The following is a 26,027-nucleotide window of genomic DNA, read 5'->3' on the forward strand; positions in this document are numbered from 1 at the left end:
GCTGCGCTTGGGCTGGCCGAACGCGTGGGCGGAGGACTCGCGGGGCCGCCCAGGCCCACCCTACGGTAATTAACGCACGAGGCAGGGGCGTTTGTTGTCGAACTTCCAACTTGGGACGAGGTATTGCATCGCGACCGCATCGTCACGGGCACCCAGTCCCATGTTCTTGTACGCCTGATGCGCCTTCTCCAATTCAAGCTCATCGAGCTCGACGCCCAGCCCCGGTTTCTTCGGCACGTGCACCATGCCGCCCTCGATCTTGAACGGCTCCCTGGTCAGGCGCTGGCCGTCCTGCCAGATCCAGTGCGTGTCGATCGCCGTCACCTTGCCCGGCGCCGCCGCGCCGACGTGGGTGAACATGGCCAGCGAGATGTCGAAGTGGTTGTTCGAGTGCGAGCCCCAGGTCAGGCCGAACATCTCGCACAGCTGGGCCACGCGCACCGAGCCCTGCATGGTCCAGAAGTGCGGGTCGGCCAGCGGGATGTCGACCGACTGCAGCTGGATCGAGTGGGCCATCTGGCGCCAGTCGGTGGCGATCATGTTGGTGGCGGTCGGCAGGCCGGTGGCGCGGCGGAACTCGGCCATGACTTCGCGGCCCGAGAAGCCGCCTTCGGCGCCGCAGGGGTCTTCGGCGTAGGCCAGGATGCCGTGCTTGTCGCGGCAGACACGGATCGCGTCCTTGAGCAGCCAGCCGCCGTTCGGGTCGAGCGTCACGCGCGCCCCGGGGAAGCGTTCGTGCAGGGCGACGATGGCTTCCATCTCTTCGTCCGCGCTCAGAACGCCGCCCTTGAGCTTGAAGTCGTTGAAGCCGTAGTGCTCGCGCGTCGCCTCGGCCAGGCGCACGATGGATTCGGGCGTGAGGGCTTCTTCATTGCGCAGGCGGAACCAGGCGTTGCCCGCATCCTCTTCGCTGCGGTAGGCGAGGTCGGTCTTCTTGCGGTCGCCCACGTAGAACAGGTAGCCCAGCATCTCGACCGCGTCGCGCTGCTGGCCTTCGCCCAGCAGGGCGGCGACCGGCACGTTCATATACTGTCCCAGCAGGTCGAGCATGGCCGACTCCACCGCGGTGACCGCGTGGATGGTCGTGCGCAAGTCAAACGTCTGCAGGCCGCGACCACCGGCGTCGCGGTCGGCGAAGGCGCGGCGCATGGCGTTCAGCACGCCGTTGTAGTCGCCCAGCGACTTGCCGACGACGAGTTCGCGCGCGTCCTCGATGGTCTGGCGAATCTTCTCGCCGCCCGGCACCTCGCCCAGGCCGGTATTGCCGGCGCTGTCGGTGAGGATGACGATGTTGCGGGTGAACCAGGGGCCGTGTGCGCCGGAGAGGTTGAGCAGCATGCTGTCCTGGCCGGCGACGGGAACGACGCGCAGGCTGGTGACGGTGGGAGCGCCGGAGACGGTATTGTTCATGGTTGTAGGGTCCTGAAGTGGTTGACAGCTTATTTGGCGATGAGCGACTTTTCGAGCTTGACGCGCCCGATGTCGCCGACGATGAAGAGGTAGCAGGCGATGGCCACGGCGGCATTCGCGCCGACAAAGACCAGGGCGCCCGAGAAGGAGCCGGTGGCCTGCACGATGTAGCCGATCACGATGGGCGTGGTGATGCCGGCGGTGTTGCCGAAGGTGTTGAACAGGGCGCCGCTCAGGCCGCCGGCCTCTTTCGGCGAGGTGTCCGAGACGACTGCCCAGCCGAGCGCGCCGATGCCCTTGCCGAAGAAGGCCAGCGACATGATCGCGACGACCAGCATGTCGGTCTCAATGTAGTTACAGGCGATCATGCTCATCGAGAGCAGCATGCCGAGCACGATCGGCGCCTTGCGCGAGACAGACAGCGAGTAGCCGGCCTTGCTGAGACGGTCCGACATCCAGCCGCCCACGATGCCGCCGACGAAGCCGGCGATCGCCGGAAGCGAGGCCACGAAGCCGGCCTTCAGGATGGTCATGCCGCGTTCCTGCACCAGGTAGACGGGAAACCAGGTCAGGAAGAAGTAGGTCAGCGTGGTGATGCAGTACTGGCCGAGGTAGATCCCGAACAGCATGCGGTTGCCCAGCAGCTCCTTGATGCAGGCGAAGGTGTTCACCTGGCTCGGCTGGGCGCTGCGCGCATCCGGCTTGCTGCCCTCGAGGTCGACCAGGGCGCCGCCTTCCTGGATGTACTGCAACTCGCTCGCGTTCACGCTCGGGTGCTGCTTCGGTCCATAAATGACCTTGAGCCAGACGAAGGACACCAGGATGCCCAGCGCACCCATCACATAAAAGACACTGTGCCAGCCGTGCGCGTGCACCAGCCAGCCCATGATCGGGGCGAACAGCACGGTGGCGAAGTACTGGGCCGAGTTGAAGATGGCGGCGGCGCGGCCGCGTTCGTGCGTCGGGAACCACGACGAGGCGATGCGGCTGTTGCCGGGGAAGGAGGGCGCTTCGGCCGCGCCGACCGCCAGGCGCAGCGCGAACAGCAGGGCGACCGCCGTACCGCCGGCGAAGAAGCCGACCGCGCCCGTGAAGAAGGTGAACAGCGACCACAGGAAGATGCTGAAGAAGTAGGTGATCTTCGAGCCGAAGCGGTCCAGCAGCCAGCCGCCCGGAAGCTGGGCGATCACATAGGACCAGGCGAAGGCCGAGAACACATAGCCCATCTGGACCGCGGAGAGGCCCAGTTCGCGCTTGATGTCCGGCCCGGCGATCGAGATGGTGGCGCGGTCGGCGTAGTTGATCGTCGTGACCGCGAACAGCATGGCGAGGATGAGCCAGCGCGTACGCGTCCGTGTCTGGGTCTTGGCGGCGCTGGCAGCCAGAATGCTTGGTGCTTGTTCCACGAATGTCTCCTGTTGTTACTTCGGGTTCTGCATGAGGTCCGCGCCGGCTTATGCTACCGGTCTGTGCGTGCGTTTAGAAGCTGTGGCGTATTCCCAGGTTGTAGCCGGTGTTGCCGGTGCCCGCTTCGGTGTTGTTGGCCACGGTGAAGCCGGCGCCGTTGCGGTTGCGGATGTGCGCGTAGGACGCGTACAGGCCAGTGCGTTTGGACAGGGCGTGCAGGTAGCCGATGCCCCAGGAACTGCCGTCCTGGTTGAAGGCCGTGCGGTCGTCCTTGTGCATGACGGAGGCCATCAGCTTGCCCTGGCCGATCGGCACGGCCACGCCGAGCAGCACTTCGCGGCCGTCGCTCGAAGGCGTGGGCGCCACGCCGCCATAAGGATTATTCGGGTTGCCGAGCGGGCTGGCGTCAGGACCGCGGTCGATGCCATAGCCGGCGTGCAGGGTCAGCGATGTCAAGCGGTATTGCGCGCCCAGCAGGGTGTTGCGGCTGCGGACAAAGCCGCTTGCGGCGTCGCCGTTCCTGCTGTTGTACGCCAGGCGCAGGGTGAGGGGACCATCTACGAAACCGACGGCGCCGCCGAACTGGCGTTTGCCGGACGAATCGCTTTGTTCACCGGCGCTGTAGGCCAGTTCCACGTCGAGGCCCCGCACGCGCGGCGAGAACCAGGTCACCGTGTTGCTGGTCCTGATATTGCTGCCGAAATGGGGGAAGAGGTTTTTCGCTGTCCCCGCGTAACCCGTGTTGAACGGGTCGATGACCTGCACCAAGGTGTTGTGCCAGGGCGTGTACTGGCGACCCAGCGCCACCGCGCCGAAGCCGCCCTTCAGGCCGACCAGGGCCTGGCGGTTGAAGAGGGTGCCGGTGGCGTCGACCTGGCCGCTGTCAATCTTGACGCCCATCTCGAGGGTGTAGAAGGCCGACAGGCCTCCGCCGAGATCTTCGCTGCCCTTGAAGCCGATGCGCGAGGCTGCCGCAGCGCCGCTCGTGACCTTGGTGACCGCGCCTTCCTTGCCACCGCGTTCGCCGACGATCGCGGCGTCCATGATGCCGTAGATCCTGACCGCTGCCTGCGCTTGGGCTTGCGCCGCTCCTGCCGCGCCGGCCAGGACCAGCAGCATGCGTGCTGCCTTCTTCATGGTGTCTCCTGATTTGTCGTGCCGGCTGGTCGTGCAGCGTGGCTTTGTTGGAAACGATCATAGGCGCTGATCGATTCATGACCAAATCAAAGAGTGTTGTGATTGATTCAGTGTTTGAATCAATCGAGAGGAACTTATTTGTTGTCGAAACTCGGCAGGATGCGCTGCTTGAAGAGCGCGAGGACGGGATTGTCGTTGTCGCGGCGCCAGGTGCAGACCATCTCGACCGGCTCCGTGGCCAGGCGGCGCATGACGATGCCGTCGAATTTCAGGCGCGAGGCGCCTTCCGCGATCAGGGCCGCGCCCACGCCCGCCCGCACCAGGGCCAGCATGGTGTGCACCTGGCCGATGTGCTCGACGATGTCCGGCACGGCGCCGGCGCGCGCGAAGCGTTCGCTCAGCATGAGGTAGAAGGGCCGCGCTTCGTAGGGCGAATACATGACGAAGGGTTTGCCGTGCAGGTCGCTCAAGGTCGGCTCGCTCGGCCAGGCGTCGGCCTCGCCTTCGGGAATCGCCAGCATCAGCGACTCGGTCGCGATCAGGCGGCTTTCCAGCTCGCCGTTCATGGGATGGGGACGCAGCAGGCCGAGGTCGAGTTCACCGGCATTCAGGGCCTCGACCTGGGAGGTGCTGACCAGTTCCTTGAGCGTGAGCGACACCCCGGGCGCGCATTCGCGCAGGCGACGCACGACTTCGGGCAGCAGGCTGTAGCCGGATGCGGAAGTAAAGCCGATGGCCAGGTTGCCCTGTTCGCCCTTGGCGGCGCGCCGGGCGGCGAAAGTGGCCTCCTCGGCGATCCGCAGGATGCGCGCCGCCTCCGGAAAGAAGGCTTTACCGGCCGCCGTGAGGCTGACGGTGCGGCTGTTGCGTTCGAGGAGTTGGACGCCGACGTGGTGCTCGAGCAGCCGGATTTGCCGGCTGAGCGGTGGCTGCGTCATGTTCAGGCGCTCTGCCGCGCGGCTGAAATGCAGCTCCTCGGCGACGGCGACGAAGCAGCGCAGCTGGCTGAGTTCGAACATCAGGAGTTGAGGGTGAACTCCGTAAAGGACGCGGCCTGCGGTTCGGCCGGTTTGTTTTCGTCCTCGGGCTGGACCTGGCTTTCCGGCCCGTTGTTGAGCAGCCAGAGCAGGTTGGTGGCCGAGTCGGCGTTCGCCAGCGCTTCTTCCTGCGTCACGAGGCCGTCCTTGACCAGCTTGAGCAGCGCTGTCTCGAAGGATTGCGAGCCCGGCGACAGGCTCTTGTCCATCGCGTCCTTGATCTGGCCGATCTCGCCCTTCTCGATCAGGTCGGCGATGTAGCGGGTGTTCAGCATGACCTCGACCGCAGCCTGGCGCTGGCCGCCCGCGGCGGATTTCACAAGGCGCTGCGAGACGATCGCCTTCACAGCGGACGACAGGTCCTGCAGCAGGGCGGCGCGGTTCTCGATCGGGTAGAAGCTGATGATGCGGTTCAGCGCGTTATAGCTGTTGTTGGCGTGGAGCGTGGCCAGGACCAGGTGGCCCGACTGCGCATAGGCCAACGCCGCCGCCATGGTTTCCTTGTCGCGGATCTCGCCGATCAGGATGCAGTCCGGCGCCTGGCGCATCGAGTTGCGCAGGGCAGTGGCAAAACTGGTGGCGTCGCTGCCGATCTCGCGCTGGTTGACGATCGATTTCTTGTTCTTGAAGAGGTACTCGATCGGGTCTTCCAGGGTCAGGATATGGCCGGTGCGCTGTTCGTTGCGGTGGTCCAGCATCGAGGCGATGGTGGTCGACTTGCCGGAACCCGTCGCGCCGACGATCAGGAGCAGGCCGCGCTTTTCCATGATCAGCTCGGACAGCACGGGCGGCAGGCCCAGTTCGCCGAGCGGCGGGATGGTCGCCGGCACGAAGCGGAACACGGCCGAGATGGTGCCGCGCTGGCGGAAGGCCGACAGGCGGTAGCGGCCGAGGTTCGGCACCGAGACGCCCATATTCAGTTCGTTCTCGCGCTCGAGCTCCTGCATCTGCTCCGGCGTGGCGATCTCGGACAGCAGCGAGAGGATGTTCTCCGGTTCGAGACGATGCTGGTTGATCGGGATGAGGTTCCCGTTGATCTTGATGTGCACCGGCGAGTTCACGGCGAAGAACATGTCGGAAGCGTTCTTCTCCTTCATCAGCTGGAACAGGCGGTCCATGGCCATGGCATCGTCTCCTTTTGTCGTGTGGCCGGCCATCTCACATGGCCGGCCGGGTCATGCTCAGTCGCCGCGCAGCAGCTCGTTGATGCCGGTCTTCGAACGCGTCTGCGCATCCACGCGCTTGACGATCACGGCGCAGTACAGGCTGTACTTGCCGTCGGCGGACGGCAGGCTGCCCGACACCACCACGGAGCCCGACGGCACGCGGCCGTAGGTGACTTCGCCGGTCTCGCGGTTGTAGATCTTGGTCGACTGGCCGATGTACACGCCCATCGAGATCACCGAGTTCTCTTCCACGATCACGCCTTCGACGATCTCCGAACGCGCGCCGATGAAGCAGTTGTCTTCGATGATGGTCGGGTTAGCCTGCATCGGTTCGAGCACGCCGCCGATGCCGACGCCGCCCGACAGGTGGACATTCTTGCCGATCTGGGCGCAGGAGCCGACGGTGGCCCAGGTGTCGACCATCGCGCCTTCGTCGACGTAGGCGCCGATGTTGACGTAGGACGGCATCAGGACCACGTTCTTGCCGATGAAGCTGCCGCGGCGGGCGACGGCCGGCGGCACCACGCGGAAGCCCCCCTTGGCGAAATCTTCGGCGGTGTAGTCGGCGAACTTGGTCGGGACCTTGTCGTAGAACTGCATGCCCCCGCCACCGGCGACCGGCACGTTGTTCTCGAGGCGGAAGGACAGCAGGACGGCCTTCTTGATCCACTGGTTCACGACCCAGCTGCCGCTGTCTTTCTGGGCCACGCGCAGGGTGCCGGCGTCGAGGCCTGCAAGCACGTGGGCGACCGCGTCGCGCACTTCGGCGCTGGCGCTGGTCGGGCTGATCTCCGCGCGCTGTTCCCACGCGGTGTCGATGATGTTCTGGAGTTGTTGGGTCATGATGCGATTCTCTGGTTAGGGTATTTCGGTGGTGCTGCCTCAGAGGCTCTTGCAGAACTCGACGATGCGGTTGGCGGCTTCGAGTCCTTCGTCGACGCTGGCGACCAGCGCCATGCGGATACGGTTGCGGCCCGGATTGAGGCCGTGCGCTTCGCGTGCAAGGTAACTGCCTGGCAAAACCGTCACATTATATTCGGCGTACAGGCGGCGTGCGAACTCGGTGTCGGAAAGCCCGCTGCGGCGCACGTCGGCCCACAGGTAGAAGCCGGCGTCCGGCAGCTCGACGTCCATGACCTGCTTGAGTAGCGGGGTGATGAGGTTGAATTTCTCGCGGTAGAGCGCGCGGTTGTCCTGCACGTGGTGCTCGTCGCTCCACGCAGCGCTTGATGCCGCCTGCACCGGCGGCGACATCGCGCCGCCGCAATAGGTGCGGTAGAGCAGGAACTTCTTGAGCAGATGCGGGTCGCCCGCCACGAAGCCCGAGCGCATGCCCGGCACGTTGGAACGCTTCGACAGGCTGGAGAACACGACCAGCTTGGCGTAGGGACGCTCGCCGCTGCTCCTGCCCAGCTGGTGCGCCGCCTCCAGCGCGCCCAGCGGCGGCGTGGAGCCGAAATAGATCTCGGAATAGCACTCGTCCGATGCGATCACGAAGCCGTGGCGGTCGGAGAGGTCGAAGAGCTGCTTCCAGTCTTCCAGCGTGAGCACCGCGCCGGTCGGGTTGCCGGGCGAGCAGACGTAGAGCAGCTGCACGCGCGACCAGACCTCGTCCGGCACGCTGCCGTAGTCGGGCGCGAAGTTGCGGCCCGGTTCCGAATTCACGTAGTAGGGCTGGGCGCCCGAGAGCAGGGCCGCCCCTTCGTAGATCTGGTAGAAGGGATTCGGGCTCATCACCAGCGCCTCGCCTTTTGAAGCGTCGATGACGCACTGGGCAAAGGCGAACAGCGCCTCGCGCGAGCCGTTCACCGGCAGCACCATGGTGTTCGCATCGACCGCCGGGATGCCGTAGCGGCGCTCGAGCCAGCCCGCGATCGCCACGCGCAGCGCTTCGTTGCCGTGGGTGCTGGGGTAGCTCGACAGGCCGGACATCGCATGCATCAGGGCTTTCTCGATGAAGGCCGGGGTCGGGTGCTTGGGTTCGCCGATGCCCAGGCTGATCGGGCTGTAGGCGGCGTTCGGCGTCACGCCGCTGAATAGCTGGCGCAGCTGTTCGAAGGGATAGGGGTGGAGCTGGTCGAGATGGGAGTTCACGTCGGTTACCGGTATGTGCGCTTTCGATATTCTGACAATTATAGCCCTTGCACGAAGGGGCGATGGACGGCTGCTCAGGCTGCGTAAGTCGGGGGCAAACTCGGTGTCACAAACTCGGTGTCAGGTCTGACATTCAGACACGAGCTGAGCATTAAGCAGGTTCAATGCATGGGTTCGTGTCCGTTTGTCAGACCTGACACCGATTGCAACCTGACACCGATTGTTTGGGGGAAAGAAGGCCGAGCAGGAGACGGGGTATCGATGTGGCCATGTGTTCTCCGGGACAGGCTGGATTCAGGCCGCGGCGTCGCGCCAGGCCCCCGGGTTCACGCCCGACCACTCGCGGAAGGCGTGGGTGAAGGCGCTCTGTTCCTGGTAGCCCAGCAGGAAGGCGATATCGACCAGGCCCAGCTCGCGCTGGCGCAGGTAGTCGCGGGCGAGCTCGTAGCGGGCGCCGTCGAGCAGCTCCTGGAGGCTGGAGCCGGCGTCGGCCAGCTTGCGCTGCAGGGTGCGGGGCGACATGCCGAGTTCCGCCGCCACCGCCGGCAGGCGCGCGCCGCCTTGCGGGAGCTGCTTGACGAGCATCGCGCGGACCTGGGCCAGGATGCCGCTGCCTTCCGCATTGCGGGCGCCCAGCAGGCGCTCGGCGTGCTGGCGCAGCACCGGATACAGGCTGGGATCGGCGTCCGGCACCGGCATGGCGAGGATGGCGGCGTCGAAGCGCCCCACATTGCCAGCTGCGCCGAACTGCGGACGTACGCCCAGCACGCGCTCGTACTCGTCCAGCGGCGCGTCGCTGCGGTGAGCAAAAGCGACATGGCGCGGGCTGAGCGGGCGCCCGGCCAGCCAGCTGCCGAAAATGCGAATACCGGCGAACACGCTTTCCACCAGGTGGCGGGAAGCGGCAGGGTAGTGGCTGATCCAGGCGTAGAGCGCATCCGCGCCTTCGACACTGAGCTGGGTGCGTCCCAGGTCGTGGGCCAGGACTTCGTAGCGCCGCGTCTGTTCCAGCGCCTGGCCGACGTCGCGGCAGGCCATCAGGACCAGGCCGTAGACCGTGTAAGTGCCGGGACGGACCCGTTCGCCCACGTGCAGGCCGAAATGCGGGTCTTCCGTGAGCATGGCCCCCGCATCCAGCAGGGCGATGTAGTCGCGTGCGGCGAGCGAGTCGGGCAGGGGGCGCAGGGCGCCGGCCGGCAGGCCCGCGGCAGCGGCCAGGCGGTCGGCCGTGACGCCGCGCGCCGCCGCCGTCTCCACGAGCGGCTGCAGGTAGGAACCCGTCACCCGGCCGCCATCCGGGGGCGAAATTGACGCAATGGAGCAAGGCTGTGTCATGAAAGCGCAATACGGTTGAGGAACGAATGCTTACTCTGGCATGAAAAACAATCAACAGTATATAAGAGGGATGGCAATGCGGCGTTGGAATGGCTGGGGCGACGACGGGATCGATGTGGCGTTGGGCGTGGAGGCGCAGGACTTCCTGGCCGAGCGGCTCGGCCCCGGCACGGCGCCGCAAGACGCCAGCTTCGACGCCGCCTGCGCCGCCTTGGCTCCCGGCCGCCTGCCGCCGCACCCGCTGGTCGACGCTTCGGCGCAAACCCGCCTGCGCCACGCGCTCGGCCAGAGCCTGCCCGACTGGCTGCGCCTGCGCCACGGCCGCGTGCACGCGGCGCCGGATGGCGTCGGCTACCCGGAATGCTCGGAGCAGGTGCGCAGCCTGCTGGCCTTTGCCGCCGTCAACGGGGCGGACGTCATCCCCTATGGCGGCGGCACCAGCGTGGCCGGCCACCTCGGCGTGATGGACGCGGCAAGGCCGGTGCTGAGCATCGACATGAGCCGCATGCGCGCCATGGTCTCGCTCGACCGCGAGGCCCAGCTGGCCACCTTCTGCGCCGGCGTGGCGGGACCCGACCTCGAAGCCCAGCTGCGCGCCCACGGCTACACCCTCGGCCACTTCCCGCAATCCTTCGAATACTCGACCCTGGGCGGCTGGGTGGTGACGCGGTCGTCCGGCCAGCAGTCGCTGCGCTATGGCCGCATCGAGCAGCTCTTCGCCGGCGGCCGGGTCGAGACGCCGGCGGGCACCCTCGACATCCCGACCTTCCCGGCATCGAGCGCCGGCGTCGACCTGCGCGAGATGGTGCTCGGTTCCGAAGGACGCCTCGGCATCGTCACCCATGCGACGGTGCGCATCAGCCGCCTGCCGCAGCACGAATCCTTCCATGCGGTGTTCTTCCCCGACTGGGAGCGTGCGCTGAACGCGGTGCGTGAACTGGCGCAGGCGCGGCTGCCGCTGTCGATGCTGCGCCTGTCGAACGCGGTCGAGACCACGACCATGCTGACCCTGGCGGGCCACGCGAAGCTGGTGCGCCTGCTTGAAGGGTGGCTGCGCCTGCGCGGCTGCGGCGAAGGCAAATGCATGCTGATGATCGGCGTGAGCGGCGACAGGGCGCAGGCCCTGCCGGCGCTGCATGCCGCACTCGGCCTGGCGCGCCGCCACCGCGGCGTGCACGTGGGCCGCGGCCTGGGTGAGCGCTGGCGCCGCAACCGCTTCCGCAACGTCTACCTGCGCAACGCGGCCTGGGCCCATGGCTATGCGATCGACACCGTCGAAACGGCGGTCGACTGGCCGCGCGTGACCCAGGCGATGGAAGGCATCGAGCGCGCCGCCGCCAACGCCCTGCATGCATCCGGCGAGCGGGTGCACGCCTACACCCACCTGTCGCACATCTATCCGCAGGGCGCCAGCGTGTACTCGACCTTCGTGTTCCGTCTCTCGGGCGATTTCGAGGCCGATATGCTGCGCTGGCGCCGCCTGAAGGACAGGGTGTCGGAAGCCATCGTGGCCGCCGGCGGCACCATCAGCCACCAGCATGGCGTGGGCGTCGACCACGCCCCCTGGCTGGAGCTTGAAAAGGGCGAGCTCGGGATGAAGGCGATGGCGGCGCTGTTCCGCCAGTTCGACCCGGATGGCCGCATGAACCCGGGCAAGCTGCTCGCGCCATGAGCGACGTCGACTGGGACCTGCTGGTGATCGGCGGCGGCATTACCGGCGCCGGCATCCTGCTGGAGGCGTCGCGCCGCGGCCTGAAGGCCTTGCTGGTCGAGCAGCGCGACTACGCCTGGGGCACCTCGAGCCGCTCCTCAAAGCTGGTGCACGGCGGCCTGCGCTACCTGGCCGAAGGGCGCTTGCGCCTGACGCGCGAATCGGTGCGCGAGCGCGAAGCCCTGTTGCGCGACGCGCCCGGCCTGGTCGAGCCTCAGGGCTTCGCCTTCGCCGACTACGGCGCCAGCCGGCGCAAGCGGCGCAGCTTCCTGGCCGGCCTGGCCGTCTACGATTTCCTCGCCGGCCGGCGCGACACGCATTGGCTCGATGCCGAAGGCTTCGCGATGCTGGCGCCGAACGTGGGCCATGCGGGCCTGCGTGGCGGCATCCGCTACATGGATGCCAAGACCGACGACGCGCGCCTGGTGCTGCGCGTGCTGGACGAGGCGCGCGCGCACGGCGCCGAGACGCGCAACTACGTGGCGGTCGAGTCCCTGCTGCGCACGAACGGGCGCGTGACTGGTGCGCGGCTGCGCGATGCGCGTAGCGGCGGGGGCATCGACGTGAAAGCGCGCGTTGTCGTCAATGCCACCGGCGCCTGGGCGGGCGGCCTGGCCGGGCAGGGCGCAGGTCCGCGCCTGCGGCCGCTGCGCGGCAGCCATCTGGTGATTCCCGGCTGGCGCCTGCCGCTGGCGCAGGCAGTCAGCCTGATGCACCCGATTGATGGCCGTCCCGTGTTCGCCTTTCCCTGGGAGGGCGTGACCCTGGTCGGCACCACCGACGTCGACCATGCGGACGGCCTGGCAGGCGAAGCCCGCGTGACCCGCGTCGAGTTCGACTACCTGATGGCCGCATTGCGTGCGCAGTTCCCGCAGCTTGGCCTGAGCGGCGCCGATGTCGTGGCCACCTATGCCGGCGTGCGCCCGGTCCTCGACAGCGGCCGCCACGGCGCGCCCTCGAAGGAGACGCGCGAGCACCTGGTGTGGGACGAGCCGGGGCTGGTCGGCGTCACCGGCGGCAAGCTGACCACCTTCCGCGCCATCGCCCTCGATACGCTGGCCCATGTGGCGCGCCAGTTGCCTCACTGGCGGCCGGATCTCAAGCCGCAGCCGGTGTTCGCGCACCGGGCGCGGCCCACCGCTGCGCATCGCATACCGGCCGCGCTGCTGCAGCGCCTCGCCGGGCGCCACGGCCGCCACGCGCAGGACGTGGTCAATGCCGCGCGCGAAGGCGAACTGGAATCCATCCCCGGCACGCTGACGCCCTGGGCCGAGCTGCGCTGGGCCGCCCGCGCGGAAAGCGTGCACCGCCTGGAAGACCTGCTGCTGCGCCGGACGCGCCTGGGTATCCAGCTGCATGCCGGCGGCGCGGCGCACCTGGCCCGCATTCGCGCCATCTGCCAGCCGGAACTCGGCTGGAGCGACATCCGCTGGGACGCCGAACAGCGCGACTATCTCGCCCTGTGGCGCTCGCATTACAGTCCACTCGACAGCCATGATGCCTGATCCGCTGATCCTCGCCATCGACAACGGCACGCAGAGCGTGCGCGCCTTGTTGTTCGACCTGCGCGGCGACATTGTCGCCAAGGCCTCGGCGCCACTACTGGACTACCGCAGCCCGGAGCCCGGCTGGGCCGAGCATGATGCGGAAGGCTTCTGGCAGGCCTTGTGCAGCGCCTGCCAGGAACTGTGGACCAAGCCCGGCGCCGACCGCGCGCGCATCGCGGGCGTGGCCGTGACCACCCAGCGCGGCACCATCATCAACGTCGACGCGCAAGGCCAGCCGCTGCGTCCCGCGATCACCTGGCTCGACCAGCGCCGCACCGACACCGTGCCGCCGATCGGTCCGCTGTGGCGCAGCGCCTTCACCCTGGCGCGCGTGAGCGGCACCATCGATTACTTCCGCGGCGAGGCCGAGATCAACTGGATCCGCGCCCACCAGCCGCAGGTGTGGGAGGCCACGCACAAGCTCCTGCTGCTGTCCGGCTGGCTGAACTACCGCCTGTGCGGGCGCTTCGCCGATTCCTCGGGCTCGCTGGTCGCCTACCTGCCTTTCGACTACCGGCGCCGCAGGTGGGCGGGCAAGCGCGACTGGAAGTGGCAGGCCCTCGCCGTGCTGCCGCGCATGCTGCCGGAGCTCGTGGATCCGGGCGTGCGTCTCGGCGAGATCGGCAGCGAAGCAGCAAGGCAGACCGGCATTCCGCAAGGCCTGCCCCTGCTGGCGGCCGCCGCCGACAAGGCCTGCGAAGTGATCGGCGCCGGCTGCAGCACGCCGCACGTGGGCTGCCTCAGCTACGGCACCACGGCCACCATCAACACCACGACGAAACGCTATGTCGAGGTGACGCCCTTCGTGCCGCCGTATCCGGCCGCGATTCCCGGCGCCTACAGCACGGAGGTGCAGGTCTTCCGCGGCTACTGGATGGTCAACTGGTTCAAGGAGCAGTTCGGCCACCACGAGCAGTCGCGCGCCCTGCTGGAAGACGTGGCGCCCGAGCGCTTGTTCGACGAACTGGCCAACGCGGTGCCGCCCGGTTCCATGGGCCTGATGCTGCAGCCCTACTGGACCCCGGGCATCCGGGTGCCGGGACGGGAGGCGAAGGGTGCGATCATCGGTTTCGGCGACGTGCACACGCGGGCCCACGTGTACCGGGCGATCCTGGAAGGGCTGGCCTATGCGCTGCGCGAAGGGAAGGAGCGCATCGAGCGGCGCGGCGGGGTGCGCATCCGGGAGCTGCGCGTTTCCGGCGGCGGCTCGCAGAGCGACGCGGCGATGCAGCTCACGGCCGACATCTTCGGCCTGCCGACCGCGCGGCCGCACGTGTACGAAACCTCGGGGCTGGGGGCGGCGATCGACGCCGCCGTCGGTCTCGGACTGTATCCGGATTTCGATGCGGCGATCGGGGCGATGACACGGGTCGGCAAGGTGTTCACCCCAAGCGCGGATAACCAGCGCATCTACGAGCGCCTCTACCGCGAGGTGTACCTGAAGATGTACAAGCGGCTGCAGCCGATGTACCGCGACATCGCCCGCATCACCGGCTATCCAAGGCAGTTGTAGGGTGGTCCGGGGCGCGCAGCCGGCTCTGCCGACCGCGCGTTCAGCTCACGGATGCATTGTGGCTGCGCCTGGGCTGGTTGAACGCGCGGACGGCGAAGCCGTCCACCCTACGAAGTCCGCGTCCGAATCATCGCGCCAGTGCGTGCTGCACCGACTCCCACGCGTAGCCCGCGCGCACGGCGCGGGCGCGGTTGCGCCCGCCCGCCTTGGCCTCGTACATGGCCCGGTCGGCCGCCACGAACAGCGAGCCCAGGGCGTCGAACTGGGTCGGCACGATGGTCGCGGCGCCCACGCTGGCGGTGACGAAATCGGCGTCCGAACCGGGATGCGGCACGCGCAGGCGCTCGATGTCGGCGCGCAGCGCCTCGGCCACCTTGACTGCGCCCTCGTAGGGCGTGTCGGGCAGCAGCAGCACGAATTCCTCGCCGCCGTAGCGGGCCGCCAGGTCGGTGGCGCGCAGGGCCTGGGCGCGCACCGTGCTGGCGATCGCCTGCAGGCACTGGTCGCCGGCGGCGTGGCCGAGCACGTCGTTGTAGCGCTTGAAGTGGTCGACGTCGAGCACCAGCAGCGAGAGCGGGTGGCCGTTGCGCATGGCGCGCTGCCATTCACGGTCGAGGCAGGCGTCGAAGTGGCGGCGGTTGGCGATGCCGGTGAGCGGGTCGGCCAGGGCCGCGCGCTGCAGGGCGTCTTCGGAGCGCTTGTGGTGGGCGATGTCGTGCAGCAGGGCGACGAAGAGCTGTTCGCCGGAGGCCATCGGCGACAGGCTCAGGTCCATGGCGCGCACGCTGCCGTCGGGCTGCTGCAGCAGCACTTCGCGGGTGCCGCGGCAGCGTTCCAGCACCGCGCCGTCGTGGGTGCCGGAGCGCTGCTCGAAGAAAGCGGCGTAGTCGTTGGCGGCCGGCTCGGCCAGCAGGGCGGCCAGCTGGCGGCCCGCGAGCTCGCTGCCGCTATAGCCCAGGCAGCGCTCGCTGGCCGGGTTGGCGTACTGGATGCGGCCGTCCAGGCCGAGCAGCATCAGGCCCTCGTCCATGCCTTCGACGATCATGCGCAGGTGGCGCGCCTGGCGGGTGTCGCTCTGGCTGGCGGAGCGGAAGCGCAGCTGGGCATGCACGCGGGCGCAGACTTCGGGCAGGCGCAGCGGCTTGGCGATGTAGTCGGCGGCGCCGCAGTCGAAGCCGGCGACGATGTCCTCGGTCTCCGAACAGGCGCTGACAAAGATGACGGGGATGTCGGCGGTCGTCGGCTCTGCCTTGAGACGCCGGCAGGTTTCCAGGCCGTCGAGGCCGGGCAGCATCACGTCGAGCAGGATCAGGTCCGGCTGGACGCGCTGCGCGAGGTCCAGCGCGCGCTCGCCGGAAGTGGCGACAAAGGTGCGGTGACCCCGGCCGCGCAACATGTCCTGCAGCAGCCCGAGGCTGGCGGGCGCATCGTCGACGATCAGGATCGCGGCCTGGCGCGTGGGCGCCGGGATCGCGAAGGCAGGGTGTTTCATACAGTCGCTGGATAAGCCGGTTCTAGCAAATACCTGCCCATAACAGGCCGCCACGGCCAGGTACAAGCAAATGTGACCTGGAAATCATACTCCCATCACGATCGCTTGCGGCAACGAATGTTGCTCTTTATCCACGAAACATGTAAATGTTGCAGCAAAACAACTTTGAGTCACGCGCCGGCCGAAACCGGCGGTGAGGGGGCAGCGAAAGCGGGCGGCAGGAAAGCCGCCCGGCGGGAATTACAGCATGTCCTTGATCAGCTTGCCCAGGATGGCGATGCCTTCGCGGATGCGTTCCGGCGGCACGGTCACGAAGGACAGCCGCAGGGTGTTGGTTTCCGGCTCGTTGGCGTAGAAGGGCGCGCCCGGCACGAAGGCCACGCGTGCGGCCAGCGACTGGTCCAGCAGTTTCATCGCGTCGATGCTCTTCGGCAGGGTGACCCAGATGAACATGCCGCCTTCGGGCTTGGTCCAGGTGACGCTGCCCGGGAAATGCTCGGCCATCGCGTCGAGCATGACCTGGCACTGGTCGCCGTAGAGCTTGCGGATGGTCGGGATGTGCTGGTCCAGGAAGCCGTCCTTGACCACCTCGTGCACGACCATCTGGGTCAGCTGGGCCGTGTGCAGGTCGGCGGCCTGCTTGGCCAGCTCGAGGCGGCGCACCAGCGGCAGCGGGGCGCAGACGTAGCCGAGGCGGATGCCCGGGGTCAGGACCTTCGAGAAGGAGCCCATGTAGATCACGCCGTCCGGGTTCATCGCGACCATCTTCGGCATCGGCTCGCCGCGGTAGGACAGGGTGCCGTAGGGGTCGTCCTCGATCAGCGGCAGGCCCAGGCGGGCGCAGGTTTCCACCAGTTCCTGGCGGCGCTCGATCGACAGCGAACGGCCGGTCGGGTTCTGGAAGTTCGGCAGCGCGTACAGCAGGCGTGCGCCTTGCGCGATGGCGTCGATCGACGACGGCACCAGGCCGTGGTCGTCGGTGACGACCGACTTGAATTCAGGGCGATAGACCGAGAACGCCTGCAGGGCGCCCAGGTAGCTCGGGGTCTCGACCAGCACGCGGCTGCCTTCGTCGATCAGGACCTTGCCCAGCAGGTCCAGGGCCTGCTGCGAGCCCGAGGTCATGAGGATCTGTTCCGGCAGGATGCGCGAGCCTTCCGTGGAGAGCGAGTTCGCGATCCATTCCCGCAGCGGACCGTAGCCGTCGGTCGGGCCGTATTGCAGCGCGACTTTACCGGTCTGGCTCAGCACCTTGTCGTAGGCCGCTTTCATGACGTCGACCGGGAAGGTGGCTGGCGATGGCAGGCCGCCGGCGAAGGAGATGATCTCCGGACGCTGGGTGATTTTCAGGATTTCGCGGATGAACGAGCTTTGCAGCTGCTGTGCGCGCTCCGAAAACTGCCACTGGATGGGGTTTGGATTCTCGATTTTCATATTTGATCTCAGGCTCGACGCCTCTCACTGGAAGGGACCGCACGGGTAGTGCCGGACCATTATAAAGCACGCGGGTAGCGGCTCAAGGATGGACCGGGCCGGGTAGGCCCGGCCCGCAAGCGGTACTGGACAAACAAATGTTATTTGATTTTAGACAAATGTTCAGGCTACTTCGGCGATCAGCTCGATCTCGACGCAGGTGCCGCGCGGCAGCGAAGCCACGCCGAAGGCCGAGCGCGCGTGCTTGCCGGCCTCGCCGAACACTTCGCCGATCAGCTCCGAGCAGCCATTGGTGACCAGGTGCTGTTCATTGTATTCCGGGGTCGATGCGACCAGGCTCATCACCTTGACGATGCGCTTGACGCGGTTCAGGTCGCCGCCCACGGCTTCCTGCAGGGTGCCGATCAGGTCGATGGCGACCGAGCGCGCGGCAGCCTGGCCGTCAGCGGTGGTCTTGTCGCGGCCCAGGATGCCGGTGTTCGGCGAGCCGTCGGCGTTCTTGGCGATGTGGCCGGAGATGAACACGAGGTTGCCGGTCTGCACGTACATGACGTAGGCGGCGGCCGGGGTGGCCGGCGCGGCCAGGGTAATGTTCAGTTCTTTGAGTTTGTCGTAGACGGACATGGTTTTGATACCTTGCGTTGATGGAAGCCGATATTGTAAGTCCAGCCAGCCATGTGCGATACAGTTTTACTGCTGGCGGACTGCCATCTTGCGCCCGGCGAACACGACGGCGGCAACCAGCAGGGCGAACAGGCAGTTGCCGACCGTGAGCGCCTCGCCGAGCAGCAGGGCCGCGCCGAGCAGGCTCAGGAATGGCTGCAGCAGCTGCACCTGGCCCACCCGCGCCACCCCGCCCAGGGCCAGGCCGCGATACCAGAAGAAGAAGCCGATGAACATCGAAATGGCGGTGACGTAGGCGAATGCCAGCCAGGCGCGCAGGCCGACGCCGGTGGCGGCCGGCAGGCCGTGCCAGAGCAGCAGGGCCAGGGAGGCGGGCGCCGACAGCAGCAGGGCCCAGCAGATGGTTTCCGGTCCGCCCAGGCTGCGCGACAGGCGTCCGCCCTCGGCATAGCCGATCGCCGCGCAGGCCACGGCGCCGAACACGAGCAGGTCCGCCATGTGCAGCGATCCGCCACCCTGCACCAGCGCATAGGCGGCCACCAGGCTCGATCCGAGCACGGCCATGCCCCAGAAGCCGCGCGAAGGCCGTTCGTGGCCGCGCAGGGCCGTGTACAGGGCGGTCGCCAGCGGCAGCACGCCGACCAGCAGGGCGCCGTGGGAGGCGGGCAGGGTACGCAGGGCGTACGAGGTCAGCAGCGGAAAGCCGACGATGCAGCCGCCCGCCACCGCGCCAAGGGGCGCCAGCGCGTCGCGCGTGGGCAGGGGCGCGCGCTTCCAGGCCAGCCAGGCCGCCGCCAGCATCGCCGCGCCCAGGGCCCGGCCGAAGGTCACGAACATCGGATCGAGTTCGGTCACCGCGATGCGGGTAAAGGGCATGGTCAGGCTGAACATGGCCACGCCGAGCAGGCCGAGCAGCATGGCGCGGCCGGCATGGCTGGGAGCGGCGGGGCGGGAGCAGAAAGCGATACTCATGGAGGTCCTTCGCAAGGGCGATTGCATCGTCAGGGAGACAGGCCTATGCTAGCGATGCGCACCAATACAGTCCCAGTACACTTGCCCATTTAATTCACTCACTGTGATGGCGAAATGACCAATACACCAGTTTCGAGCAGCCTGAGCCTGTCGCGCGATTCCGGCGAGCCCCTGGCCGACCAGATCGTGCGCCTTGTGGCCGGCCGCATCGAGGAGCGCCTGCTGCGTCCCGGCGCGCGCATGCCCTCGATCCGCCAGTTCGCGGCCACGCACGGCGTCTCGCCCTTCACCGTGGTGGCCAGCTACGACCGCCTGGTGGCCCAGGGCTACCTCGATTCGCGTCGCGGCGCGGGCTTCTTCGTGCGCGAGCGCCCGCAGCCGGCCCGGCACATGGCCGCGCCGGGGCCGAGCAGTACGGCGACCCTCGACATCGCCTGGCTAGTGCGCAACCTGTTCCGGCAGGCGCCGATGCAGCTGTCGCCGGGCGCCGGCGTGCTGCCGGCCGACTGGCTCGACGGCCCGGCGGTGGCGAACGCCATGCGCTCCCTGAGCCGCCAGAACAGCGCAGGCCTGCTGGGCTACGGCGCGCCCCAGGGCTTCCTGCTGCTGCGCCAGCAGCTCCAGCACAAGCTGCTCGAGATCGAGGTCGAGGCGCCGCCGGAGAACATCGTCACCACCCTGGGCGTGACCCAGGCATTGGACCTGGTGGCGCGCGAATTCTGCCGTCCGGGCGACACCATCCTGGTCGACGATCCGGCCTGGTTCCTGATGTTCGGGTCGTTTGCCGCGCTGGGCCTGAACGTGGTGGGGGTACGCCGCCTGGCCGATGGCCCGGACCTGGAGCAGCTGGCCGAACTGGCGGCCCGGCACAAGCCCAGCCTCTTCGTGATCAACTCGGTACTGCACAACCCGACATCGAGCTCGCTGTCGGCGGCCAAGGCGTATGGATTGCTGCGCCTGGCGGAGCGTTTTGAGTTCACGGTGGTCGAGGACGATATCTATGCCGACCTGCACCCGGGCGGCGCGACGCGGCTGGCGGCGCTGGATGGCCTGAAGCGCGTGATCTACCTGGGCGGCTTTTCGAAGTCGATGGCGCCGAACCTGCGCGTCGGCTACATCGCGACCTCGCACGAGCGGGCGCAGCGCCTGGCCGACCGCAAGATGCTGTGCACGCTCTCCACCTCCGACATCGGCGAGCGCGTGGTCTATAAAATCCTGTCCGAGGGCCTGTACCGCAAGCACCTCGACCGGGTGCGCGGCCGGCTCGACGCGGCACGCCCCAGGGCGCTGCGCCAGCTGGAAGCGCTGGGCCTGCGCCTGGACCCCGCGCCAAGCGCCGGCATGTTCGCCTGGGTCGACGCCGGGCGCGACACCAATGTGGTGGCGGCGCGCGCCATGCGCGAGGAGCTGTTGCTGGCGCCGGGCAGCCTGTTTTCGCCGAAGCAGCTGGCCTCCACCCATATGCGCCTGAACGTCGCGGCGCTGCAGGACGCGGGCACCATCCGCCTGCTGGAGCGCGCCCTGGCGGGCTGAGTCAAGGGTTCATGCGCCGCCGCATTCCGGCGGCATCTCCCTCGCCATCGCCTCCTGGATCTCGTCGACCGTCATGTCGCGGACGTGGGTCGCGACGGCCCAGCGGTGGCCGAAGGGATCGACGAACTGGCCGTAGCGGTCGCCCCAGAAGGCGTCGCCCAGCGGCATGGTGGCCCTGGCGCCGGCCGCCATGGCGCGTTCCCACACCGCGTCGGCATCGCGCACGTAGAGGTGGATGACGACCGGCGAACCCTTCAGTCCAAGCGGGCCGGGGCTGCCATAGTCGGGAAAATCGTCGCACAGCATGAACATCGAGTCGCCGATGCGCATCTCGGCGTGCATGATCCTGCCGTCCGGGCCGGGCATGCGGGACACCTCGACGGCGCCGAAGCACTCGCGGTAAAAGTCCAGTGCCTTGGCCGCGCCTTCGCAGACCAGGTGCGGGGTAATGGTGTGGAAGCCTTCGGGGATGGCACGGGTCGCCTGTTTCATGTCGGATCTCCTAGTTGTTTGTCAGGGTGTTGCTGCAGCTACGACGAATACACCAGACGAAATTCGACACCGCGCAGCAAAAAAAACTCCTCCCTATGTCGGTGATGGCGCTCATGTACCGTGCTCCGCTTCTTCGTCGGCTGACATACGATGAATTCCGCGAAAACTTGGGCGACGCCCATTGCGCATGAACTACACGTCCGAGTTATCAGGCATCGCGCGCGACCGCGCAGCTTCCGCTGACAGCCAGGCAGCAAGAACATTGTTCGAATACGCCGCCGGGCCGGCGTCGGTGCGCCTGGCCTTGATCATCGTTGCGCTATCGCTCGGGATGTTTCTCGCTCTCATCCCCTTCGCGAGCACGCCGCTGGCGCCGGCGCCCTGGTTCATCCCCCTGCACCAGCCGGTGCTCGCGATCAACGACCTGATCACGACGACTCTGCTGCTCGGCTATTTTCACCTCACGCGCAAGCACAGCATCCTCATCCTGGCCTGCGGCTACCTGTACTCGGCCGTCATGGCGACGGTGCACCTCCTGTCCTTCCCGGGCGTGTTCACGCCCACCGGACTGCTGGGGGCCGGACCGCAGAGCACCGGCTACCTGCACGTCTTCTGGCACCTGGGCTTTCCCGCGTCCGTCATCGCCTATTCTTTCCTCAAGCAAACCGACCGGCGCACCGGCAGCCCCGCATGGGCGACGGCCTTGGCGGTGCTGCTGACGCTCGCCATTGCCGCCGTGCTGGGCACGCTGGCAACGGTGGGAGGCGACTGGCTGCCCCAGATGCTGGTGGACAATCGCTACTCCTCCGTTTTCAACATCGGGCGCTACGGCCAATGGTTCGTCACCGGTTTGGCCCTCGCGATCCTGTTCACCCGTCGGTCGGCCTCGACCATGGACATGTGGCTGGTGGTGGTGCTGTCCGCATGGTTCTTCGAGATCGGGCTGGTCAGCGTCTTCAACGCCGGCCGCTGGGACGTCGGTTTCTATGCCGGCAGGGCATACGGCCTGGTCGCCTCGAGCTTCGTCCTCATCATGCTGCTGGTCGAGCACGGACGCATGTACCGCGACCTGGCCGAAGCCCAGGCCACCGCACGCACTGCCGCCAGGCTCCAGGAGACGCAGCAGGTGCTGAGCCTGGCATTGAAGGCGGGGAGGATGGGCCTGTTCAGCTGGGACCTCGTCAAGGATCGCGCCTGGTGGAGCCCGGAGCTGGAACAGGACATCCTCGGGCTGCAGCCGGGCGAACTGGCGCCGGAGCCGGGCGCATTGATGCGGCACGTGTTCGTCGAGGATCGCGAGCGCCTGCGTGCGCAGATCCGCGACTGCATCGGCAACAAGAGCGAATGCGACGTCGAGTTCCGGCTGCACGACGCGCAGGGACGGGCGCGCTGGGCGTTCGCGCGCGGGGAAGCCGGCTACGACGAGCATGGCAGGGCAACGGTGGTGTTCGGCGTCATTTCCGACATCACGGAGCGCAGGCGCGGCGAGGCGGTGGCAGCGGAAATGGAGATGCATTTCCATACGCTGGCGGATGAGTTGCCGGAGATCGCCTGGATGGCGCGGCCGGACGGCTGGATCTACTGGTTCAACCGGCGCTGGTACGAATACACCGGGCTGCCGCTGAGCGAGGCCGAAGGCTGGGGCTGGCAAAAGGTGAACGACCCGGCGCTGGTGCCGGCGATCGTCGCAAGGTGGCAGCATTCGGCCGCCACCGGCGAACCGTACGAGATGGTGATCCCCTTGCTGGGCACGGATGGCCGCTGGCGGCAGTTCCTGAGCCGTGCGGTGGCGCTGCGTAACAACGACGGGCAGATCATCCACTGGTTCGGGGTCAATGCCGACATCACCGCGCAGACCGAGGCGGAACAGGTGCTCAAGCTGGCGGACCAGCGCAAGGACGAGTTCCTGGCCACCCTTGCCCATGAGCTGCGCAATCCCCTGGCGCCGATCCGCAACGCCGCCGCACTGCTGACGCGCATGCCCGGCTTGCCAGGCAACGTCGAGCGGGCGCTGGCCGTCATCGACCGCCAGTCGCGGCACCTCGCCAGGCTGGTCGACGATCTGCTGGAGGTGTCCCGCATCACCCAGGGGAAGATTACCCTGCGCAAGGCGGAGGTGTCGCTGGTCGACTGCCTGTCCGACGCGCTGCAGGCAGTTGAAGGCGCGCTCAAGGCCGCCGGGCACGAGGTACTGGTGCACCTGCCCGACGACGCCCTGTATGCCCATGCGGATTCCACCCGCATCGCCCAATGCTTCCTCAACCTGCTGAACAACGCGATCAAGTTTACGCCGCACGGCGGCGTGATCAGCGTGTCGGCCGAGCGGCTGCCGGGCAAGGCGAAGATCGCGGTCTCCGACAGCGGCATCGGTATCCCGCCGGAACACCTCCAGGACATCTTCGGCCTGTTCTCGCAAGTCACCCCGGCCCTCGAGCGCAGCCAGGGCGGCCTCGGGATCGGCCTGTCGCTGGTGAAGGGCTTCGTCGAGCTGCATGGCGGGAGCGTCGAGGCGGCGAGCGAAGGCGCCGGCAGCGGCAGCACCTTTACGGTCTACCTGCCGCTGATCGAGCAGCCGGCGCTGGCGCCGGCGGACCTGCCGCGCGGCAGCCGCGACCGCAGGCGGGAAGCAGGGCCGCACCCACGCCGCGTCCTCGTCGTCGATGACAACCGCGATGCCGCCAACAGCATGGCCGCCCTGTTGCAGGCCGCCGGCCACCAGGTCCGCGAGGCCCATGACGGACAGGAAGGGCTCCGGCTCGCCTTCGAGTTCGAACCGGAGGTCGTCCTGCTCGACCTGGGCATGCCCGGCATGTCGGGCTTCGAGGTGGCGCGCGAACTGCGGGGGCGGACGACCCAGCCGGCGCCGCGCATCATTGCCGTCACCGGATGGGGCCAGGAAAGCGACCGCCGCCTGACGCGCGAGGCCGGCTTCGACTTCCACCTGACCAAGCCGGTCAATCACACCGAACTGGAGATGCTGTTGTCGCTGCATCCGCCGGCAGCCGAACAAGCGGCGCCGCTGCGGCATTAGTGTCTTATCGGCAACATTTTCCAGCACATCGTGCAGCTGAGAAAAACCCCTTGAAATTGTTATCCAGATCCCAATATGGCTGCAATCCGCCTTCGGGCGTCATTTTTTAACGAACCACACCACGAGGAACAAGATGGCAGTCGCCGAAAAAGAAACCCTTGGCTTCCAGGCAGAAGTAAAACAGCTGCTGCAACTGATGATTCACTCCTTGTATTCGAACAAGGAGATCTTCCTGCGCGAACTGATCTCGAACGCGTCCGACGCCGCCGACAAGCTGCGCTTCGAGGCGATCAACAACGACGCCCTCTACGGCAACGACCATGAACTGAAGATCAAGGTCGCCTTCGACAAGGATGCGCGCACCATCACGATTTCGGACAACGGCATCGGCATGAGCCGCGAGGAAGTCATCTCGCACCTGGGTACCATCGCCAAGTCGGGCACCAAGGAATTCTTCAGCAAGCTCTCGGGCGACCAGCAGCAGGACGCGGCCCTGATCGGCCAGTTCGGCGTCGGCTTCTACTCGGCCTTCATCGTGGCCGAGAAGGTCATCGTCAACACCCGCCGGGCCGGCGCCTTCGCCTCCGAAGGCGTGCGCTGGGAGTCCACCGGCGAGGGCGACTACAGCATCGAGGCCATCGAGAAGACCGGCCGCGGCACCGACATCATCCTGCACCTGCGCGCCGGCGAGGAAGAGCTGCTCTCGTCCTGGAAGCTGAAATCGATCATCCGCAAGTATTCGGACCACATCTCGCTGCCGATCGTGATGCAGAAGGAAGAGTGGGACGAAGAGAAGAAGCAGACCGTCCTGAAGGACGAATTCGAGACCGTGAACCAGGCCAGCGCGCTGTGGGCACGTTCGAAATCGGACATCACCGAAGAGCAGTACACCGAGTTCTACAAGCACGTCTCGCACGACTTCCAGGACCCGCTGGCCTACACCCACAACCGCGTCGAAGGCCGCAGCGAGTACACCCAGCTGCTCTACGTGCCCGCGCACGCTCCATTTGACCTGTGGGACCGCAACAAGCGCGCCGGCATCAAGCTCTACGTGAAGCGCGTCTTCATCATGGACGACGCCGAGCAGCTGATGCCGACCTACCTGCGTTTCATCAAGGGGGTCATCGACTCGAGCGACCTGCCGCTGAACGTCTCGCGCGAGATCCTGCAGGAGTCGCGCGACGTGAAGGTGATCCGCGAAGGCTCGACCAAGCGCGTGCTGGGCATGCTGGAAGAGATGGCCAACTCGGAAGAGCAGGCAGGCAAGGATAAATACGCGACTTTCTGGAAGGAGTTCGGCCAGGTGCTCAAGGAAGGCATCGGCGAGGACGCGACCAACAAGGACCGTATCGCCAAGCTGCTGCGCTTCGCATCGACCGCCAACGATTCCGATGAGCAGACCGTCTCCTTCGGCGACTATGTCGCGCGCATGAAGGAAGGCCAGGACAAGATCTACTACGTCACCGCCGACAGCTACACCGCGGCCAAGAACAGCCCGCACCTCGAGATCTTCCGCAAGAAGGGCGTCGAAGTGCTGCTCATGACCGACCGCGTCGACGAGTGGATGCTGTCCTTCCTGAACGACTTCGAGGGCAAGGAACTGGTGTCGGTCGCCAAGGGCGGCCTGGACCTGGGCGCACTGGAAGACGAGGCCGAGAAGAAGGAGCACCAGGAGGTCGAAGCCGGCTACAAGGAACTGGTCGAGAAGATGAAAGGCGCCCTGGGCGACAAGGCCAAGGACGTGCGCGTCACCTTCCGCCTGACCGATTCGCCGGCCTGCCTGGTCGCGGACGAGAACGAGCTGTCGGGTAACCTGCTGCGCATGCTGAAGGCCGCCGGCCAGAACGCGCCGGAATCCAAGCCCATCCTCGAGATCAACCCGAACCACCCGCTGGTGCAGCGCCTGAAGTACGAGGACGCCAGCGGTTCGCGCTTCGGCGACTGGTCGCACATCCTGTTCGACCAGGCCATGCTGGCCGAAGGAGGCAGCCTCACCGACCCGGCGTCCTTCGTGAAGCGTCTCAACGAGATGCTGCTGGCGACGAAGTAAGCGCTCTGACCGGAGCCTCGTTTCCGGTTTTCGTAGGGTGGT

19 protein-coding genes are annotated in these 26,027 nt (G+C 67.1%); 6 read left to right on the plus strand and 13 right to left on the minus strand.

The genetic code is table 11. The features are described from left to right. Positions 1-69: 69 nt before the first annotated feature. From gudD to NX780_RS20450, 8 genes are all read right to left on the minus strand, one after another. The gene (gene gudD, locus NX780_RS20415) at positions 70-1,410 is read right to left on the minus strand and encodes a glucarate dehydratase (protein WP_258829715.1); all 1,341 of its coding nucleotides are present in this window, start codon (positions 1,408-1,410) and stop codon (positions 70-72) included. 29 nt (positions 1,411-1,439) lie between these two features. Beyond that, positions 1,440-2,735 (minus strand): MFS transporter, encoded by a 1,296-nt coding sequence (locus NX780_RS20420; protein ID WP_258829735.1) that lies wholly within the window; start codon positions 2,733-2,735, stop codon positions 1,440-1,442. Positions 2,736-2,889: 154 nt separating this feature from the next. Further along, positions 2,890-3,954: a porin gene (locus NX780_RS20425; protein ID WP_258829716.1), complete on the minus strand. Its 1,065-nt coding sequence runs from the start codon at positions 3,952-3,954 to the stop codon at positions 2,890-2,892. 134 nt (positions 3,955-4,088) lie between these two features. Continuing rightward, entirely contained in the window at positions 4,089-4,973 is an 885-nt protein-coding gene (locus NX780_RS20430) for a LysR substrate-binding domain-containing protein (protein ID WP_258829717.1), read from the minus strand. After that, positions 4,973-6,115 (minus strand): PilT/PilU family type 4a pilus ATPase, encoded by a 1,143-nt coding sequence (locus tag NX780_RS20435; RefSeq protein ID WP_258829718.1) that lies wholly within the window; start codon positions 6,113-6,115, stop codon positions 4,973-4,975. Before NX780_RS20435 ends, NX780_RS20430 begins: the two co-directional genes overlap by 1 nt. A 57-nt stretch (positions 6,116-6,172) precedes the next feature. After that, complete coding sequence (gene dapD / locus NX780_RS20440; RefSeq protein WP_258829719.1) at positions 6,173-7,000, minus strand: 2,3,4,5-tetrahydropyridine-2,6-dicarboxylate N-succinyltransferase; 828 nt, start codon at positions 6,998-7,000, stop codon at positions 6,173-6,175. A 39-nt stretch (positions 7,001-7,039) separates the two neighbouring features. After that, entirely contained in the window at positions 7,040-8,251 is a 1,212-nt protein-coding gene (dapC, locus tag NX780_RS20445) for a succinyldiaminopimelate transaminase (protein WP_258829720.1), read from the minus strand. Between the two features lie 294 nt (positions 8,252-8,545). Then, positions 8,546-9,535: an AraC family transcriptional regulator gene (locus NX780_RS20450; RefSeq protein WP_370663632.1), complete on the minus strand. Its 990-nt coding sequence runs from the start codon at positions 9,533-9,535 to the stop codon at positions 8,546-8,548. Between the two features lie 127 nt (positions 9,536-9,662). Between NX780_RS20450 and NX780_RS20455 the strand changes: the two genes are divergently transcribed. From NX780_RS20455 to NX780_RS20465, 3 genes are read left to right on the plus strand one after another with little or no spacing between them, the layout of a single operon-like run. Beyond that, positions 9,663-11,258, plus strand: a complete 1,596-nt coding sequence (locus tag NX780_RS20455; RefSeq protein ID WP_258829722.1) for an FAD-binding oxidoreductase — start codon at positions 9,663-9,665, stop codon at positions 11,256-11,258. Beyond that, a complete protein-coding gene (locus NX780_RS20460; protein ID WP_258829723.1) occupies positions 11,255-12,802 on the plus strand; it encodes a glycerol-3-phosphate dehydrogenase/oxidase in 1,548 nt (515 codons plus the stop codon). The genes NX780_RS20455 and NX780_RS20460 overlap by 4 nt, the downstream gene beginning before the upstream one ends. Continuing rightward, the gene (locus tag NX780_RS20465) at positions 12,795-14,357 is read left to right on the plus strand and encodes an FGGY-family carbohydrate kinase (protein WP_258829736.1); all 1,563 of its coding nucleotides are present in this window, start codon (positions 12,795-12,797) and stop codon (positions 14,355-14,357) included. Before NX780_RS20460 ends, NX780_RS20465 begins: the two co-directional genes overlap by 8 nt. 127 nt (positions 14,358-14,484) lie before the next feature. On the opposite strand, the gene NX780_RS20470 is transcribed toward NX780_RS20465, so the two are convergent. The 4 genes from NX780_RS20470 to NX780_RS20485 all read right to left on the minus strand — a co-directional run bounded on the left by NX780_RS20470 (position 14,485) and on the right by NX780_RS20485 (position 18,879). Further along, complete coding sequence (locus tag NX780_RS20470) at positions 14,485-15,849, minus strand: diguanylate cyclase (RefSeq protein WP_258829724.1); 1,365 nt, start codon at positions 15,847-15,849, stop codon at positions 14,485-14,487. 240 nt (positions 15,850-16,089) lie between these two features. Then, positions 16,090-17,283 (minus strand): aminotransferase-like domain-containing protein, encoded by a 1,194-nt coding sequence (locus NX780_RS20475; RefSeq protein WP_258829725.1) that lies wholly within the window; start codon positions 17,281-17,283, stop codon positions 16,090-16,092. 162 nt (positions 17,284-17,445) lie between these two features. Continuing rightward, positions 17,446-17,907 carry a RidA family protein gene (locus NX780_RS20480; protein ID WP_258829726.1) on the minus strand — a complete coding sequence of 154 codons (462 nt, stop codon included), beginning with the start codon at positions 17,905-17,907 and terminating at the stop codon, positions 17,446-17,448. Positions 17,908-17,973: 66 nt separating this feature from the next. After that, on the minus strand, positions 17,974-18,879 hold the full coding sequence (locus tag NX780_RS20485) for a DMT family transporter (RefSeq protein ID WP_258829727.1): 906 nt from the start codon (positions 18,877-18,879) through the stop codon (positions 17,974-17,976). A gap of 114 nt (positions 18,880-18,993) precedes the next feature. Here NX780_RS20485 and NX780_RS20490 point away from each other — a divergent pair, with 114 nt between their 5' ends. Then, on the plus strand, positions 18,994-20,412 hold the full coding sequence (locus NX780_RS20490) for an aminotransferase-like domain-containing protein (RefSeq protein WP_258829728.1): 1,419 nt from the start codon (positions 18,994-18,996) through the stop codon (positions 20,410-20,412). A 9-nt stretch (positions 20,413-20,421) separates the two neighbouring features. Here the strand turns inward: NX780_RS20490 and NX780_RS20495 are convergent, their stop codons facing one another. Then, positions 20,422-20,904, minus strand: a complete 483-nt coding sequence (locus NX780_RS20495; protein WP_258829729.1) for a VOC family protein — start codon at positions 20,902-20,904, stop codon at positions 20,422-20,424. Positions 20,905-21,091: 187 nt separating this feature from the next. Between NX780_RS20495 and NX780_RS20500 the strand changes: the two genes are divergently transcribed. Together NX780_RS20500 and htpG are read left to right on the plus strand one after the other, a co-directional pair. Then, on the plus strand, positions 21,092-23,935 hold the full coding sequence (locus NX780_RS20500) for an MASE4 domain-containing protein (protein WP_258829730.1): 2,844 nt from the start codon (positions 21,092-21,094) through the stop codon (positions 23,933-23,935). A 133-nt stretch (positions 23,936-24,068) separates the two neighbouring features. Then, positions 24,069-25,985, plus strand: a complete 1,917-nt coding sequence (htpG, locus tag NX780_RS20505) for a molecular chaperone HtpG (RefSeq protein WP_258829731.1) — start codon at positions 24,069-24,071, stop codon at positions 25,983-25,985. Positions 25,986-26,027: the final 42 nt, after the last annotated feature.

This window comes from Massilia agri, from assembly GCF_024753255.1.
GTDB lineage: Bacteria > Pseudomonadota > Gammaproteobacteria > Burkholderiales > Burkholderiaceae_D > Telluria > Telluria agri.